The 16,324-nt window shown below is 67.1% G+C and carries 15 protein-coding genes; 2 read left to right on the forward strand and 13 right to left on the reverse strand.

The genetic code is table 11. From position 1 onward, the window contains the following. Positions 1–2: 2 nt before the first annotated feature. The 7 genes from rplB to ADK57_RS36290 form a co-directional block, all read right to left on the reverse strand. Positions 3–839: a 50S ribosomal protein L2 gene (gene rplB / locus ADK57_RS36260; RefSeq protein ID WP_030039757.1), complete on the reverse strand. Its 837-nt coding sequence runs from the start codon at positions 837–839 to the stop codon at positions 3–5. A gap of 38 nt (positions 840–877) precedes the next feature. Further along, a complete protein-coding gene (rplW, locus tag ADK57_RS36265) occupies positions 878–1,297 on the reverse strand; it encodes a 50S ribosomal protein L23 (RefSeq protein ID WP_053753930.1) in 420 nt (139 codons plus the stop codon). Next, on the reverse strand, positions 1,297–1,953 hold the full coding sequence (rplD, locus tag ADK57_RS36270; RefSeq protein ID WP_030039755.1) for a 50S ribosomal protein L4: 657 nt from the start codon (positions 1,951–1,953) through the stop codon (positions 1,297–1,299). Before rplD ends, rplW begins: the two co-directional genes overlap by 1 nt. Before the next feature lie 7 nt (positions 1,954–1,960). Next, a complete protein-coding gene (rplC, locus tag ADK57_RS36275) occupies positions 1,961–2,605 on the reverse strand; it encodes a 50S ribosomal protein L3 (protein WP_053753931.1) in 645 nt (214 codons plus the stop codon). Between the two features lie 16 nt (positions 2,606–2,621). Beyond that, positions 2,622–2,930: a 30S ribosomal protein S10 gene (gene rpsJ, locus ADK57_RS36280; RefSeq protein WP_003948644.1), complete on the reverse strand. Its 309-nt coding sequence runs from the start codon at positions 2,928–2,930 to the stop codon at positions 2,622–2,624. Positions 2,931–3,462: 532 nt separating this feature from the next. After that, positions 3,463–3,975, reverse strand: coding sequence for a hypothetical protein (locus ADK57_RS36285; protein WP_053753932.1), 513 nt, complete (start codon positions 3,973–3,975; stop codon positions 3,463–3,465). A gap of 43 nt (positions 3,976–4,018) precedes the next feature. Next, positions 4,019–5,239: an acyltransferase family protein gene (locus ADK57_RS36290; RefSeq protein WP_053753933.1), complete on the reverse strand. Its 1,221-nt coding sequence runs from the start codon at positions 5,237–5,239 to the stop codon at positions 4,019–4,021. Between the two features lie 248 nt (positions 5,240–5,487). Here ADK57_RS36290 and ADK57_RS36295 point away from each other — a divergent pair, with 248 nt between their 5' ends. Together ADK57_RS36295 and ADK57_RS36300 are read left to right on the forward strand one after the other, a co-directional pair. After that, the gene (locus tag ADK57_RS36295) at positions 5,488–6,474 is read left to right on the forward strand and encodes a hypothetical protein (protein ID WP_063786065.1); all 987 of its coding nucleotides are present in this window, start codon (positions 5,488–5,490) and stop codon (positions 6,472–6,474) included. A 68-nt stretch (positions 6,475–6,542) separates the two neighbouring features. Continuing rightward, positions 6,543–6,926, forward strand: a complete 384-nt coding sequence (locus ADK57_RS36300) for a phage holin family protein (protein WP_063786067.1) — start codon at positions 6,543–6,545, stop codon at positions 6,924–6,926. Positions 6,927–7,019: 93 nt separating this feature from the next. On the opposite strand, the gene tuf is transcribed toward ADK57_RS36300, so the two are convergent. From tuf to ADK57_RS36330, 6 genes are all read right to left on the reverse strand, one after another. Continuing rightward, positions 7,020–8,213: an elongation factor Tu gene (tuf, locus tag ADK57_RS36305; RefSeq protein ID WP_053753935.1), complete on the reverse strand. Its 1,194-nt coding sequence runs from the start codon at positions 8,211–8,213 to the stop codon at positions 7,020–7,022. 144 nt (positions 8,214–8,357) lie between these two features. Next, positions 8,358–10,487, reverse strand: coding sequence for an elongation factor G (gene fusA, locus ADK57_RS36310; protein WP_053753936.1), 2,130 nt, complete (start codon positions 10,485–10,487; stop codon positions 8,358–8,360). A gap of 39 nt (positions 10,488–10,526) precedes the next feature. Beyond that, positions 10,527–10,997 (reverse strand): 30S ribosomal protein S7, encoded by a 471-nt coding sequence (gene rpsG / locus ADK57_RS36315; protein WP_005481264.1) that lies wholly within the window; start codon positions 10,995–10,997, stop codon positions 10,527–10,529. Between the two features lie 2 nt (positions 10,998–10,999). Next, positions 11,000–11,371: a 30S ribosomal protein S12 gene (gene rpsL / locus ADK57_RS36320; RefSeq protein WP_003948652.1), complete on the reverse strand. Its 372-nt coding sequence runs from the start codon at positions 11,369–11,371 to the stop codon at positions 11,000–11,002. A gap of 378 nt (positions 11,372–11,749) precedes the next feature. Beyond that, positions 11,750–12,292: a DUF1707 and DUF4190 domain-containing protein gene (locus ADK57_RS36325; RefSeq protein ID WP_234390525.1), complete on the reverse strand. Its 543-nt coding sequence runs from the start codon at positions 12,290–12,292 to the stop codon at positions 11,750–11,752. A 132-nt stretch (positions 12,293–12,424) separates the two neighbouring features. Continuing rightward, a complete protein-coding gene (locus ADK57_RS36330; RefSeq protein ID WP_053753938.1) occupies positions 12,425–16,324 on the reverse strand; it encodes a DNA-directed RNA polymerase subunit beta' in 3,900 nt (1,299 codons plus the stop codon).

Here is a 16,324-nt window from a genome sequence, read left to right on the forward strand (position 1 = left end):
TCCTAGCGCTTCTTGTTCGTCTTGCGGCGGCGGACGATGTACTTGTTCGAAGCCTTCTTCGGCGAACGAGTACGACCCTCCTTCTGACCCCACGGGGAGACCGGGTGGCGACCACCGGAGGTCTTGCCCTCACCACCACCGTGCGGGTGGTCAACCGGGTTCATCGCCACACCGCGAACGGTCGGGCGGACGCCCAGCCAGCGCTTACGACCGGCCTTGCCCCAGTTGATGTTGCTCTGCTCGGCGTTGCCGACCTCGCCGACCGTGGCGCGGCAGCGCTGGTCGACCAGGCGGATCTCACCGGAGGGCATACGAAGGTGGGCCATCGTGCCCTCCTTCGCCAGCAGCTGCACCGAGGCACCGGCGGAGCGGGCGAACTTGGCGCCGCCACCGGGACGGATCTCGATCGCGTGGATCGTGGTACCGACCGGGATGTTGCGCAGCGCCAGGTTGTTGCCCGGCTTGATGTCGGCCCCGGGACCGTTCTCGACGCGGTCACCCTGCTGCAGGTTGCGCGGGGCGAGGATGTAGCGCTTCTCGCCGTCGGCGTAGTGCAGCAGCGCGATGCGCGCGGTGCGGTTGGGGTCGTACTCGATGTGCGCGACCTTCGCCGGCACGCCGTCCTTGTCGTGACGACGGAAGTCGATCACTCGGTAGGCGCGCTTGTGTCCGCCACCCTGGTGGCGAACGGTCACACGACCGGCGTTGTTACGGCCGCCCTTGCTGTGCAGAGGGCGGACCAGCGACTTCTCCGGCGTGGACCGCGTGACCTCGACGAAGTCGGCGACGCTGGAGCCACGACGGCCCGGCGTAGTCGGCTTGTACTTGCGGATTCCCATTTCTCAGTCCTCGTCCGATATCGGACGATCCGACCCGCTTACGCGGTCGGACCGCCGAAGATGTCGATACGGTCGCCCTCAGCGAGGGTCACGATCGCGCGCTTGGAGCCGGCACGCTGACCGAAACCGGTCTTGGTGCGCTTGCGCTTGCCGATGCGGTTGATCGTGTTGACCCCGGTGACCTTGACCGAGAAGACCGCCTGGACGGCCTGCTTGATCTGGGTCTTGTTGGCGCCCGGGGCGACGATGAACGTGTACTTGCCCTCGTCGAGAAGCGCGTAGCTCTTCTCGGACACGACCGGCTTGAGCAGGATGTCACGGGGGTCCGTGAACGACTTGCTCACCGGGGTGACGACGGTGTTCTTGCCCTCGGCCTCGTGGCGACGCGCCTTGGCGACGCGCGCGGCCTTGGCGGCCTTGGCGGCCTTCGAGGCGATGCTCGGGTGACGCGTAGCCATCAGGCTTCGCTCCCTTCGGTGTCGGTGGCCTGCGGGCCGGACACGAAGGACTCGAAAGCGGCCTGGGTGAAGACCACGTCGTCGGAGACGATCACGTCGTACGTGTTCAGCTGGCCCGGCTCCAGGATGTGGACCTGGGGCAGGTTGCGGGCGGAGAGCCACGCGGCCTCGTCGGCGCGGTCGACGACCAGGAGCAGGTTCTTGCGCTCCGAGATCTTGCCGAACAGCGTCCGAGCGGCCTTCGTCGACGGGTTCTCACCCTCGATGACGCCGGAGACGACGTGGATGCGGTTGTGGCGGGCCCGGTCGGTGAGGGCGTGGCGCAGGGCCGCGGCCTTCATCTTCTTCGGGGTCCGCTGCGAGTAGTCACGCGGCTGCGGGCCGTGGACGACGCCACCGCCGGCGAACTGCGGCGCGCGGGTCGAACCCTGGCGCGCACGGCCGGTGCCCTTCTGGCGGTAAGGCTTCTTACCGCCACCACGGACTTCACCGCGACGCTTGGTCTTGTGCGTGCCCTGGCGGGCAGCAGCGTTCTGCGCGACGACGACCTGGTGGATCAGCGGGATGCTGATCTTCTCCACGCCGAAGATCTCCGCGGGGAGCTCGACGCTACCGGTCTTCTCGCCTGCAGGCGAAAGGATGTCAACAGTGCTCATCGGTACCTCAGGCCCCCTTGGCCGCGGTGCGGACCAGGACGAGGCCGCCGTTCGGACCGGGAACCGCGCCCTTGATGAGCAGCAGACCCTTCTCCGCGTCAACGGCGTGGACGGTCAGGTTCTGGGTGGTGACCCGCTCGTTGCCCATGCGACCCGCCATGCGGAGGCCCTTGAACACGCGGCCCGGGGTGGCGCAGCCACCGATGGAGCCGGGAGAGCGGTGCTTGCGCTGGGTGCCGTGACCGGCGCCGAGGCCCTTGAAGTTGTGACGCTTCATGACACCGGCGAAGCCCTTGCCCTTGCTCTTGCCGGTCACGTCGACCTTGATGCCGGCCTCGAACACCTCGGCGGTGATCTCCTGGCCGAGGGTGTACTCGCTGGCGTCAGCGGTACGGATCTCGACGAGGTGGCGGCGGGGAGTGACGTCGGCCTTGGCGAAGTGACCCTTGAGGGGCTTGTTCACCTTGCGCGGGTCGATCTCGCCGAAGGCGATCTGGACCGACTCGTAGCCGTCGGAGTCATTCGTACGGACCTGGGTCACGACGTTGGGGCCGGCCTTGACGACGGTGACGGGAACAACGCGGTTGTTCTCGTCCCACACCTGCGTCATGCCGAGCTTCTCGCCCAGGATGCCCTTGATCTGCTTAGCCATCTTCAGATCACCGGCCTCAGAGCTTGATCTCGATGTCGACACCGGCCGGGAGGTCGAGTCGCATCAGAGAGTCAACGGTCTTGGGGGTCGGGTCGAGGATGTCGATCAGGCGCTTGTGCGTGCGCATCTCGAAGTGCTCGCGCGAGTCCTTGTACTTGTGCGGCGACTTGATGACGCAGTACACGTTCTTCTCAGTGGGCAGCGGCACCGGGCCCGCGACCGACGCACCAGTACGCGTCACCGTCTCGACGATCTTCTTCGCCGAGGAATCGATGACCTCGTGGTCGTAGGCCTTGAGCCGGATGCGGATCTTCTGTCCCGCCATGGCTACTAGTAGTCCTGTCTCTCGTTTAACGCTCTGGAACCCGGTGTTCCGAACACTTCGCTCCTCCGACCCACGCGGTCGGGTGTGTCGCGCTGTCACTGACACAGAGGTCCCATCTCTGGAACTTCCCTGCTGGAAAGCACGACCAGGGGCGAAGACCCACCGGGTGCCTGGCCGGCGCTGCACTGACACTTCCCGAAAGATTCCCGTACGTCCGCCCCAGCGCTGCCATGTGGCAGTTGGGGCGACGAGTACTGTGGGACTCGCTTCCGGTCCTCCCGGCGGGAGGCGCGCAGCATCAACACTCGACCGAGCAACTCCGACAGTCTGCCATATGGGGCAGCGGCCTGGCCAATCGAGCCGGAGACAATACCCCGGGAGTGACGCAGGTCAAACCAAGGGCCCCCGCGGGCGGCGGACCCGGCCGGGTCCAGCGGGCAGAGCGCGGGGCCGATCGGGGCAAACGGGACGAACCGCGCGACGTGACGGCCGCGACGGACGCAGCCCACGACGCCCGGCGGCACGACGACGATCACAGCTTGCCGAAGACCACTCCGCGCCAGGTCCAGCCCGCCTTGAGGACCGCGTTCTGCAGGGGGTTCCGCAGCTCCGCGGCGTCGAAGCGGAAGGTCTCCGTCGCTTCGAGGCGACCGCTGTCCCCGCGTTCGATCGTGGAGCGGCGGGAGACGGTCCTGTCGGGCCCGCGCGAGTACGCCCCTGAAATCTTGAGCGTCGGCGGATTCCCGACCCTGGTGACCTCCCACCCTTCTTCGAGGACGCGCACCTCATGGTCCTCCTCGACCAGGCGCATGCTGATCCGGACGGCGCGAGACAGTTGCGACTCGACGAAGACGGCCTGCCAGGCGGGCTCCGCCATCCGCCACTGGGCCACCAGGTCGGCGCCCTCCGGGGCACCCTCGCGGATGACGTACGGCACATCGGACCGGTTGACGCCGAGCAGGGCTGCCCGCACCTCCTCGGCCGCGCGCGGGGCGACACCGTCATCGGGGTGCTTGGTTCCGGTCAGCTTGTCGAGGAGTCCCATGAAGTCAACCTATGCGGAGGCGAGTTGCCCCACGGTGCGGCCCTCAGCCTGCCTGCCCCGCATTCCGCAGCCGCGCGAACGACGTGTCCAGCCCGCGCTTCAACGCCTCCGCCACCGGCCGCTCCACAAACCGGTGCACCAGCCAACTCAGTACCAGGAACCCGGAGATCACGAGCACCACCAGCAACCGCGCGTCCATCGTGTCCCGCAACCGGTTGATGACCGTCGTGCCGGCCACGTAGTGGGTCAGATACAGCGGATACGTCAGCGCGCCCGCCGTCACCAGCCACCTCCACCGCACCCGGTCCGTGGCGCCGAGCGCGATCGCGACCATCGCCAGCAGAAACACCGTGAAGATCAGCACGCTCCCCCGCCACCCCGACACATGTTCGACCTCGTCGATCCGGTGCCCGAGCTCCGACTGGCCCATCAGCCACGCCATGCCGAGGATGCCCCACAGCAGCAGGTCCTGGCCGAACCGGTACATGAGGTACAGCGCGAGCCCCGCGATGAAGTACCAGGCGCCCTCCGGGTTGGCGGCCAGCTCCAGCAGACGGAAGCCGGACACCGGTGCGAGCATCGCCGCCGCACCCCACACGCAGCAGAAGACCACGACCTTGCGATACGTCAGCCCGGTGGCGACCACCACCACGAACAGCAGGTAGAAACGCAGCTCGGACCAGAGCGTCCAGTACACGCCGTCGACGTTGGCCACGCCCGAACCGGACTGCAGCATCGTGAGGTTGAGCAGTACCTCGCGCAGGCGCAGCCGCTCCCACACACCCGGTACGGCCACCAGCACGGCCGTCGTGAACAGGATCGCGAACCAGTACGCCGGGTACAGCCGGATCACCCGGGACACGAAGAACTGCCGCGGGGTGCGCCCCCAGCACGACATGCAGATCACGAAGCCGCTGATCACGAAGAAGATCTCGACGCCGATCCAGCCGTAGGAGGCGAAGCGGAACACCGTGGGCATGATGTCGGACACCGGCCGGTCCCAGATCGCGTTGCCCGGCCGGTTGACGCGGTCGGTGCCGGCGTAGTGATGCACGGCGACCATCAGGGCGGCGAGGAGACGGATGCCGTCGATGGCGTACAGCCGACGGCCCACCCGCTCCCGTACGGCGGCGTGGCGGCCCGCCCCGACGGGCTGCGGCGGTCTCCGACCGGGCACGGCGAGCGGGGGGAGCGGCTGCTGCAGCCCGCCGCCCAGGCCCGTCACCCGCATCGGGATCGTCGTTCTGCCGTCCGCGCCACGCATCGGCACCAGTCAGTCCGTCCTCATGGGAAACCCGGGAAATCTCCGGCCGGGCGGCTCCCGGCCGCCGCTCACGCTACGACCGCCACAACCACCCCACAGGGAACAGACAAGAACATTCCGTGCCACCGGCGACGCGGAGTTGCCCGAAACCTCACCCACGCGCCCCTCGGCGTTCCACAACGCTTCATCCGACGCTCATCGACAACTCCCCCGCGCGCAACCGACGTTCAGCGCATAGCCTCGCCCTCATGCCCCGCACCACCCCGCCCCGCCCGGTCGACGTGACCGCCCACTTCCCCGAGCTCGCGCCCCTGGCCCGCACGACCGTACGGCTGCACCCCCGTGCCGGCACCCCCACCGCGGCGGACAGCTCGATCGGCGGACCGCTGCTGTGGCCGGCCAGGGAGCCGTGGCCCACCTGCCCGGACCACGGCGGCCCCTCGCAGCTCGGCCACGCCCCCGAGGACGTACGGCTGCGACGGCGGATCCTGCGCGAGGCGTGGAGCCGGCCGCGCGAGGAGGGCACCCCGCTGCTGACCCCGGAGGAACGCACGGTCGTCGACCGCATCGAGCAGGCCACGCGGATCCCCCTCGACGGACCTCTCCCCATGCTGCCCGTCGCCCAGCTCCACGCCGCGGACGTCCCCGGACTCCCCCGCCCCGACGGCACCGACCTCCTGCAACTCCTGTGGTGCCCGTTCGACCACGAGGGCCACATGCCCCGCACCCGACTCCGCTGGCGCACTGCCGCCGAGACGGCCAACCCGATCCCGGCCCCGCGGACCCCCGTCCTCGGCCGCGACCGCTACCTCCCCGAACCGTGCGTACTGCACCCCGAGACGGTCACCGAGTACCCGGCCCCGCACGAGCTGCCCGAGGAACTGGCGGACCGGATCGAGGCATGGGAGGACGAGCGGGGACTGGTCTACCAGTACGACCTCGGCGTCGCCCCGGGCTGCAAGGTCGCCGGCCACGCCCCCTGGAGCTACACCGACCCGTTCCCCATGGCCTGCCCCGACTGCGGCTCGGCCGTACGGCCCCTGCTCACCCTGGACAGCAGCGAGTGGGACGGCGGCAGCACGAGCTGGCGACCGGTCGAGGACGCCGGCCGTCCCGGCCCGATGTTCCGCAGCCCGGCGCAGGCCACGGAGCTCCGCATCGGCCGGGACCACGCCCTGCAGCTCTACGTCTGCACGAGGTCGTACGACCATCCGCATCTGCAGCACATCCAGTGACGCCGATGGCCACACCGGTCGGCCCGACCTCTTGTCACACCCGGCGGCCGAACCTCGTGATCGCGCCCATGTACAAGCGAAGACGCATACTCGGCACCTTCCTCGGGGCAGCCCTCGCCGTCGCCCTGCTCCCCGGCGTCTCACTGGTTCTCCACTCGCCGCCGATGGAGCTGCTCCTCCCGGTTGCCGTCTTCCTCATCGTGAACCAGCTGATCCACACCTATCCGAGCAGCGTGCGCAACGCTCCCCCGATCGCGCTGCTGGTCTTCGGCGCGATCGGCGTCGTCCAGGACACGCTGATCTGGCTCCTCGTCTCCTGGCTCGGCTCCGACATGGACTACGGCGTCCATGTCGACGGTTTCCTGGCCGCCCTGCTCGGCGGCGTCATCGTCCGGACGGCCGTCTTCGTCTGCCTGGCACTCGGCCCGCAAACGGCACCGGATCCCGCGTAGGGCCCCGCACACAGCGAAGAGGCCCGTACGACCGAAGTCGTACGGGCCCCTTCAGGTGCTCGCGGCTGGAGCTACCAGGTCAGATCAACGGACTTACTTGTTGATCTTGGTGACCTGGCCGGCGCCCACGGTCCGGCCACCCTCACGGATGGCGAACTTCAGGCCCTCTTCCATGGCGACGGGCTGGATGAGCTCCACCTTCATCTCGGTGTTGTCACCCGGCATGACCATCTCGGTGCCCTCGGGGAGGGTCACGACGCCGGTCACGTCCGTCGTACGGAAGTAGAACTGCGGACGGTAGTTGTTGAAGAACGGCGTGTGACGGCCACCCTCGTCCTTGGACAGGATGTACGCCTGGGCCTCGAACTCCGTGTGCGGGGTGACCGAGCCGGGCTTGATGATGACCTGGCCGCGCTCGACGTCCTCGCGCTTGATGCCGCGGAGCAGCAGACCGACGTTCTCACCGGCCTGGCCCTCGTCGAGCAGCTTGCGGAACATCTCGATACCGGTGACCGTGGTGGTGGTCTTCTCCTGCTTGATGCCGATGATGTCAACGGTCTCGTTGACCTTCAGGACACCACGCTCGATACGGCCGGTGACGACCGTACCGCGACCGGTGATCGTGAAGACGTCCTCGACGGGCATGAGGAACGGCTTGTCGACGTCACGCTCGGGGGTCGGGATCGCCTCGTCGACGGCGGCCATCAGGTCCAGGACCGACTGGCCCCACTCCTTGTCGCCCTCGAGCGCCTTGAGCGCCGAGACCTTGACGACCGGCAGGTCGTCGCCCGGGAACTCGTACTCGGAGAGGAGCTCACGAACCTCGAGCTCGACGAGCTCCAGGATCTCCTCGTCGTCCACCATGTCGGCCTTGTTCAGGGCGACAACGATGTACGGAACGCCGACCTGGCGGGCCAGGAGCACGTGCTCCTTGGTCTGCGGCATCGGGCCGTCGGTGGCGGCGACCACGAGGATGGCGCCGTCCATCTGCGCCGCACCCGTGATCATGTTCTTGATGTAGTCCGCGTGACCGGGGCAGTCGACGTGGGCGTAGTGACGCGTCTCCGTCTGGTACTCGACGTGCGCGATGGAGATCGTGATACCGCGCTGGCGCTCCTCAGGAGCCTTGTCGATCTGGTCGAAGGCCGAGGCCTCGTTCAGGTCGGGGTACGCGTCGTGCAGCACCTTGGTAATGGCGGCCGTGAGGGTCGTCTTACCGTGGTCGATGTGACCGATGGTGCCGATGTTGACGTGCGGCTTAGTCCGCTCGAACTTCGCCTTCGCCACTGGGTCCTCCTGTGGAGTGGTTCTGGTACGCCTTGCTCATCGGCGCCAGGGTGATCTTTGCTGGGATGCCGCCCGCCGGGGTTTTCCCTTGCCGGGTGAGCCCCGGCGGTCGGTGTCAAGCCTAAAGCGTGTGAACGGGGTGTGTTACTCGCCCTTGGCCTTCGCGATGATCTCCTCGGCGACGTTCCGGGGAACCTCGGCGTAGGAGTCGAACTGCATCGAGTAGCTTGCGCGACCCGAGGTCTTGCTGCGGAGGTCGCCGACGTAGCCGAACATCTCCGAGAGGGGCACGAGGCCCTTCACGACACGGGCACCGGCACGCTCCTCCATGGCCTGGATCTGACCACGGCGGGAGTTGATGTCGCCGATGACCTCACCCATGTAGTCCTCGGGCGTGGTGACCTCGACGGCCATCATCGGCTCGAGCAGTACGGGGCTGGCCTTGCGCGCGGCCTCCTTGAAGGCCTGCGAACCGGCGATCTTGAACGCCAGCTCGGAGGAGTCGACCTCGTGGTAGCCACCGTCGATCAGGGTGACGCGCACGCCGGTCATCTCGTAGCCGGCGAGGATGCCGAACTGCATGGCCTCCTGCGCACCGGCGTCGACCGACGGGATGTACTCCCGCGGGATACGGCCACCGGTGACCTTGTTCACGAACTCGTACGCCGGACCGTCGGCCTCGGTGATGGGCTCGATCGCGATCTGCACCTTGGCGAACTGACCGGTACCACCGGTCTGCTTCTTGTGGGTGTAGTCCACGCGCTCGACGGCCTTGCGGATCGTCTCACGGTAGGCGACCTGCGGCTTACCAACGTTGGCCTCGACCTTGAACTCACGGCGCATACGGTCGACCAGCACCTCGAGGTGCAGCTCGCCCATACCACCGATGATGGTCTGGCCGGTCTCCTCGTCCGAGTGAACCTGGAAGGAGGGGTCCTCCTCCGCGAGACGCTGGATGGCGACACCCAGCTTCTCCTGGTCACCCTTGGACTTGGGCTCGATGGCGACCTGGATGACCGGCGCCGGGAAGTCCATGGACTCCAGGATCACCGGCTGCTTGTCGTCGCACAGCGTCTCACCGGTCGTGGTCTGCTTCAGACCCATCACGGCGATGATGTCGCCGGCGCCCACCGCCTCGATCTCCTCACGCTTGTTCGCGTGCATGCGGTAGATCTTGCCGATGCGCTCCTTCTTGCCCTTGACGGAGTTCAGCACGGCGGTGCCGGACTCCAGGCGGCCCGAGTAGACCCGGACGAAGGTGAGCTTGCCCAGGTGCGGGTCGCTCATGATCTTGAACGCGAGGGCGGACAGCGGCTCGTCCACGGACGGCTTGCGCTTGACGACCAGCTCGGGGTCCTTCACGTCGTGGCCCTCGATGGCCTCGACGTCGAGCGGGGTCGGCAGGTAACGCACGACCGCGTCGAGCAGGGGCTGGACACCCTTGTTCTTGAACGCGGTGCCACAGAACACCGGGGTGACCGTGGTGTCGTTGGACTTGCCGGAGGCGATGGTGATGCGACGGATCGCGGCGTACAGCTGCTCCTCGGTGGGCTCGACGCCCTCCAGGTACAGCTCCATGATCTCTTCGTCGTTCTCGGCGACGCCCTCGATCAGCTTGCCGCGGTACTCCTCGGCAGCCTCGGTGTGCGTGGCCGGGATGTCGACGACGTCGTACATCTCGCCCTTGGCGGCCTCGGCGGACCACACGAGCGCCTTCATGCGGACCAGGTCCACGACGCCCTTGAAGTCGGCCTCGGCGCCGATCGGAAGCTGCATGACGAGCGGCTGGGCGCCCAGGCGGTCCGAGATCATGTCCACACAGCGGTGGAACTCGGCGCCGGTACGGTCCAGCTTGTTCACGAAGCAGATGCGCGGCACGCCGTAACGGTCGGCCTGACGCCACACCGTCTCGGACTGCGGCTCAACACCGGCGACACCGTCGAACACCGTCACGGCACCGTCGAGCACACGCAGGGAACGCTCCACCTCGACGGTGAAGTCGACGTGACCCGGGGTGTCGATGATGTTGATGGTGTAGTCGTTGTCTTCCAACGGCCAGTGACAGGTGGTCGCAGCAGACGTGATCGTGATGCCACGCTCCTGCTCCTGCTCCATCCAGTCCATCGTGGCAGCGCCGTCGTGGACCTCACCGATCTTGTACGAAACGCCGGTGTAGAACAGGATCCGCTCAGTGGTGGTCGTCTTGCCCGCGTCGATGTGGGCCATGATCCCGATGTTGCGGACCTTGGCCAGGTCAAGTGAAGTGGTAGCCATAAGGCTTTCGTCTTCTCTCGGTCTCGATGTGGGTAGCGACTACCAGCGGTAGTGCGCGAAGGCCTTGTTGGACTCGGCCATCTTGTGGGTGTCCTCGCGCTTCTTCACAGCGGCACCAAGGCCGTTGGAGGCGTCGAGAAGCTCGTTGAGCAGACGCTCGGTCATGGTCTTCTCGCGACGGGCGCGGGAGTAACCGACCAGCCAGCGCAGCGCGAGCGTGTTGGCGCGACCGGGCTTGACCTCGATCGGAACCTGGTACGTCGCACCACCGACACGGCGGGACTTGACCTCGAGGGTCGGCTTGATGTTCTCCAGCGCGCGCTTCAGCGTGATGACCGGGTCATTGCTGGTCTTCTCGCGCAGGCCCTCCATGGCGCCGTACACGATGCGCTCGGCGGTGGAGCGCTTGCCGTTCAGCAGCACCTTGTTGATGAGGGAGGTCACCAGAGGAGAACCGTAGACCGGGTCGATGATGACCGGGCGCTTCGGGGCGGGGCCCTTACGAGGCATTTCTACTTCTCCTTCTTGGCGCCGTAGCGGCTGCGGGCCTGCTTGCGGTTCTTGACACCCTGGGTGTCGAGCGAACCGCGGATGATCTTGTAGCGAACACCGGGCAGGTCCTTCACACGGCCGCCGCGCACGAGCACGATGGAGTGCTCCTGCAGGTTGTGTCCCTCACCCGGAATGTAAGCGGTGACCTCGATCCCGCTGGTCAGACGCACACGCGCGACCTTACGCAGGGCCGAGTTCGGCTTCTTCGGGGTGGTCGTGAACACGCGCGTGCAGACGCCGCGACGCTGAGGGGAACCCTCGAGTGCGGGCGTCTTGTTCTTCTCGACCTTGTCCTGCCGGCCCTTCCGGACCAGCTGCTGGATCGTAGGCACTACTTCTCCGGTTTCTGTGTGCCGAATGGTGAAGCTAACCTGGAACGTCGCCGACCCACGCGGTCGGGTGTGTCGAATGCTGCAGACCCTCGCCGCCAGGCAGAAAGAGCGCAGATTACGGTGGCCAGTGACGGCTCCCTATGTGCGGTTGAAGGCACGCACGAGAGCCAGGGCACACCCCAGGCACAAGGTCTGAGCGTACCTAGCTCATACGCTGCGGTCAAAACAAATGGGGTCCGCCCGCATACCCAAGCGATGCATGTCATACCCGCGCACCGTCCGTGATCTTCGAATCGTCGATCCCCGGCATTCCCCGGCGCCGATTCCCGATCTTCGAAACGCCGCCCCACGGAAGCCGCACGCGCCGCTCTGAGCGCCTCAGCCGGACACGAGGCCCACCGCGAGCAGCAGTGTCAGTACGACGGCCCAGGCCGCGGTGTACAGCCAGCCAAGCACCAGACCGGTCAGTGCGAGCCCGTCACCACTCTCCCCCGTGCGCTGGATCTCCGCACGTGCCGAGTGCCCCAGAACCACCGCCGGGATGCCCGTGAGCCCGAACGTGGGCAGACAGAGCAGACCGCAGAGCGCCGAGCCGACCGCCTTCCCGTTCGCCCTGGGCCGCGGCTGAGGCAGAAACGTCCCCGGCACGACCACAGCGCCCGCCGGCTGCGGCACCGGCCCCTGAGGCAGGTCGGCGACCACCAACGCCAGCTCCCCGACCGTACGGGCCGCGTAGGCCCGCGCCACCCGCTGATCGAACTCGCCCTTGTCCAGCCGCCCCTCTCCGTAGCCCGCTCTGAGCACGTCGACGGCACGTTCCCGATCGGCGTGCGAGGCGAGCATGGACGGGCTGCTGTGCCCCTGCCAGGGCTGCGGAACGCCCTGTCCAGGCTGCCAGGGTTGCCACGACGGATTCGACACCGAGCACCTCCCCGATCCCCGAGGTCCCTCCATGATGCGCCGAACCGGCATTTCCGGCACAGACCGCGTCGCCGGACACGCCGAAGGGCGGCCACCCCGAAAGGTGGCCGCCCCTCAACTCAAGCTGCTCGCTTACTGGTTGTACGGACCGTAGTCGTAGTCCTCCAGCGGAACGGCCTGGCCGGAGCCCGTGCCGAACGGCGAGTAGTCGATGTCGTCGTAGCCGACGGCCGAGTACATCGCGGCCTTGGCCTCCTCGGTCGGCTCGACCCGGATGTTGCGGTAGCGGGACAGACCCGTACCGGCCGGGATGAGCTTACCGATGATGACGTTCTCCTTGAGGCCGATCAGGGAGTCGGACTTGGCGTTGATCGCCGCGTCCGTGAGGACCCTGGTCGTCTCCTGGAACGACGCCGCCGACAGCCACGACTCGGTCGCCAGCGAGGCCTTGGTGATACCCATCAGCTGCGGACGACCGGAGGCCGGGTGACCGCCCTCCTGGACCACACGACGGTTCTCGGTCTCGAACTTCGAGCGCTCGACCAGCTCGCCGGGCAGCAGCTCGGCGTCGCCGGACTCGATGATCGTCACGCGGCGGAGCATCTGCCGGATGATGATCTCGATGTGCTTGTCGTGGATCGACACACCCTGCGAGTTGTAGACCTTCTGGACCTCGCCGACCAGGTGGACCTGGACGGCACGCTGGCCCAGGATGCGCAGCACGTCGTGCGGGTTGGTGGCACCCACGGTGAGCTTCTGGCCCACCTCGACGTGCTCGCCCTCGCTGACCAGGAGTCGGGCACGCTTCGAGATCGGGAACGCCGTCTCGTCGCTGCCGTCGTCCGGGGTGACGACGATCTTCTTGGTCTTCTCGGTCTCCTCGATCCGGACGCGGCCGTTGGCCTCGGAGATCGGGGCGACACCCTTCGGCGTACGAGCCTCGAAGAGCTCGACGACACGGGGCAGACCCTGGGTGATGTCGTCACCGGCCACACCACCGGTGTGGAAGGTACGCATCGTCAGCTGGGTACCGGGCTCACCGATGGACTGGGCGGCGATGATGCCGACCGCCTCACCGATGTCGACCAGCTTGCCGGTGGCCAGCGAACGGCCGTAGCACATGGCGCAGGTGCCGACGTGGGACTCGCAGGTCAGGATCGAACGGGTCTTGACCTCCTCGACACCGTGACGCACCAGCTGGTCGATGAGGACATCGCCGAGGTCGACGTTGGCGGGCGCGATCACCTTGCCGTCGATGACGACGTCCTCGGCGAGCATGCGGGCGTAGACGCTGGTCTCGACGTCGTCCGTCTTGCGCAGCACCCCGTCGGCGCCGAGGTTGGCGATCCGCAGCTTCAGACCGCGCTCGGTGCCACAGTCCTCCTCGCGGATGATGACGTCCTGCGAGACGTCCACCAGACGACGGGTCAGGTAACCCGAGTCGGCGGTACGCAGGGCGGTGTCCGCCAGACCCTTACGGGCACCGTGCGTGGAGATGAAGTACTCCAGCACGGACAGGCCCTCACGGAAGGACGCCTTGATCGGACGCGGGATGGTCTCGTTCTTCGCGTTCGACACCAGACCGCGCATACCGGCGATCTGCCGCATCTGCATCATGTTTCCTCGGGCACCCGAGTCAACCATCATGAAGATGGGGTTCGTCTTGGGGAAGTTCGCGTTCATCGCCTCGGCGACCTCGTTGGTCGCCTTGGTCCAGATCGCGATGAGCTCCTGCGTGCGCTCTTCCTTGGTGATCAGACCGCGCTCGTACTGCTTCTGGACCTTCTCGTCCAGCGCCTCGTAGCCCTTGACGATCTCCTTCTTCGCCTCGGGAACGACGACGTCGGAGATGGCCACGGTGACACCGGAACGGGTCGCCCAGTAGAAGCCGGCCGCCTTCAGGTTGTCGAGCGTCGCCGCCACGATGACCTTGGGGTAGCGCTCGGCGAGGTCGTTGACGATCTCGGAGAGCTGCTTCTTGCCCACCGAGTAGTCGACGAACGGGTAGTCCTCGGGCAGCAGCTCGTTGAAGAGCGCGCGGCCCAGGGTGGTGCGCAGGCGGAACGTGTCCCCCTGCTGCCACTCGGGCTCGCCCTCCTCGCGCACCGGCGGCGTCCAGCCACGCGGCGGGATGGTGCCCACCGGGAAGCGGATGTCGATCGGCGACTGCAGCGCGAGCTCGCCGGCGTCGAACGCCATGATCGCCTCGGCCGTGGAGCCGAAGGACCGGCCCTCGCCCTTGGTGTCACGCAGTTCGCCGTCGGTGGTGAGGAAGAACAGACCGAGGACCATGTCCTGGGTCGGCATCGTCACCGGACGGCCGTCGGCGGGCTTGAGGATGTTGTTCGAGGACAGCATCAGGATGCGGGCCTCGGCCTGCGCCTCCGCGGACAGCGGAAGGTGCACGGCCATCTGGTCACCGTCGAAGTCCGCGTTGAACGCGGTGCAGACGAGCGGGTGGATCTGGATGGCCTTGCCCTCGACCAGCTGCGGCTCGAAGGCCTGGATGCCGAGGCGGTGCAGGGTGGGAGCACGGTTCAGCAGAACCGGGTGCTCGGCGATGACCTCTTCGAGGACGTCGTACACGACCGTGCGGCCGCGCTCCACCATGCGCTTGGCGCTCTTGATGTTCTGCGCGTGGTTCAGGTCGACCAGGCGCTTCATCACGAACGGCTTGAAGAGCTCCAGCGCCATCGCCTTCGGCAGACCGCACTGGTGCAGCTTCAGCTGCGGACCGACGACGATCACGGAACGCGCGGAGTAGTCCACACGCTTGCCGAGCAGGTTCTGACGGAATCGACCCTGCTTGCCCTTGAGCATGTCGGACAGCGACTTCAGCGGACGGTTGCCGGGGCCCGTGACCGGGCGACCACGACGGCCGTTGTCGAAGAGCGCGTCGACGGCCTCCTGAAGCATGCGCTTCTCGTTGTTCACGATGATCTCGGGCGCACCGAGGTCGAGAAGCCGCTTCAGACGGTTGTTCCGGTTGATCACACGGCGGTACAGGTCGTTCAGGTCGGAGGTCGCGAAGCGGCCACCGTCCAGCTGCACCATCGGGCGAAGGTCCGGCGGGATGACCGGGACGCAGTCGAGAACCATGCCCTTGGGGCTGTTGGAGGTCTGCAGGAACGCAGACACGACCTTCAGCCGCTTCAGGGCGCGGGTCTTCTTCTGGCCCTTGCCGGTACGGATGATCTCGCGGAGACGCTCGGCCTCCTCGTCGAGGTCGAAGGACTCCAGGCGCTTCTGCAGCGCCGCGGCACCCATCGAACCGTCGAAGTACGTGCCGAAGCGGTCACGCAGCTCGCGGTAGAGCAGCTCGTCGCCCTCGAGGTCCTGGACCTTGAGGTTCTTGAACCGGGTCCACACCTCGTCGAGACGGTCGATCTCGCGCTGCGAACGGTCGCGCAGCTGCTTCATCTCCCGCTCGGCACCTTCGCGCACCTTGCGGCGCACGTCGGCCTTGGCGCCCTCGGCCTCCAGCTCGGCCAGGTCGGTCTCGAGCTTCTTGGCGCGGGCCTCCAGGTCGGAGTCGCGACGGTTCTCGACCTGCTGCCGCTCGACGGAGACGTGCGCCTCCAGGGAGGGCAGGTCGCGGGTGCGGCGCTCCTCGTCGACGTACGTGATCATGTACGCCGCGAAGTAGATGACCTTCTCCAGGTCCTTCGGGGCGAGGTCGAGCAGGTAGCCCAGCCGCGACGGAACGCCCTTGAAGTACCAGATGTGCGTGACGGGCGCGGCGAGCTCGATGTGGCCCATCCGCTCACGGCGCACCTTGGCGCGCGTGACCTCGACGCCACAGCGCTCACAGATGATGCCCTTGAAGCGGACGCGCTTGTACTTGCCGCAGTAGCACTCCCAGTCCCGGGTCGGACCGAAGATCTTCTCGCAGAAGAGTCCGTCCTTTTCGGGCTTGAGCGTGCGGTAGTTGATCGTCTCGGGCTTCTTGACCTCGCCGTGGCTCCACTGACGGATGTCGTCAGCGGTTGCCAGACCGATCCGGAGCTCGTCGAAGAAGTTGACGTCGAGCAC

This window comes from Streptomyces sp. MMG1533 (genome assembly GCF_001279775.1).
Classification (GTDB): domain Bacteria; phylum Actinomycetota; class Actinomycetes; order Streptomycetales; family Streptomycetaceae; genus Streptomyces.

Excerpts from the sequence above, each read along its gene's own strand:
- rplB (WP_030039757.1), bottom strand. The coding sequence starts at position 839 with ATGGGAATCCGCAAGTACAAGCCGACTACGCCGGGCCGTCGTGGCTCC.
- rplW (WP_053753930.1), bottom strand. The coding sequence starts at position 1,297 with ATGGCTACGCGTCACCCGAGCATCGCCTCGAAGGCCGCCAAGGCCGCC.
- rplD (WP_030039755.1), bottom strand. The coding sequence starts at position 1,953 with ATGAGCACTGTTGACATCCTTTCGCCTGCAGGCGAGAAGACCGGTAGC.
- rplC (WP_053753931.1), bottom strand. The coding sequence starts at position 2,605 with ATGGCTAAGCAGATCAAGGGCATCCTGGGCGAGAAGCTCGGCATGACG.
- rpsJ (WP_003948644.1), bottom strand. The coding sequence starts at position 2,930 with ATGGCGGGACAGAAGATCCGCATCCGGCTCAAGGCCTACGACCACGAG.
- ADK57_RS36285 (WP_053753932.1), bottom strand. The coding sequence starts at position 3,975 with ATGGGACTCCTCGACAAGCTGACCGGAACCAAGCACCCCGATGACGGT.
- ADK57_RS36290 (WP_053753933.1), bottom strand. The coding sequence starts at position 5,239 with ATGCGTGGCGCGGACGGCAGAACGACGATCCCGATGCGGGTGACGGGC.
- ADK57_RS36295 (WP_063786065.1), top strand. The coding sequence starts at position 5,488 with ATGCCCCGCACCACCCCGCCCCGCCCGGTCGACGTGACCGCCCACTTC.
- ADK57_RS36300 (WP_063786067.1), top strand. The coding sequence starts at position 6,543 with ATGTACAAGCGAAGACGCATACTCGGCACCTTCCTCGGGGCAGCCCTC.
- fusA (WP_053753936.1), bottom strand. The coding sequence starts at position 10,487 with ATGGCTACCACTTCACTTGACCTGGCCAAGGTCCGCAACATCGGGATC.
- rpsG (WP_005481264.1), bottom strand. The coding sequence starts at position 10,997 with ATGCCTCGTAAGGGCCCCGCCCCGAAGCGCCCGGTCATCATCGACCCG.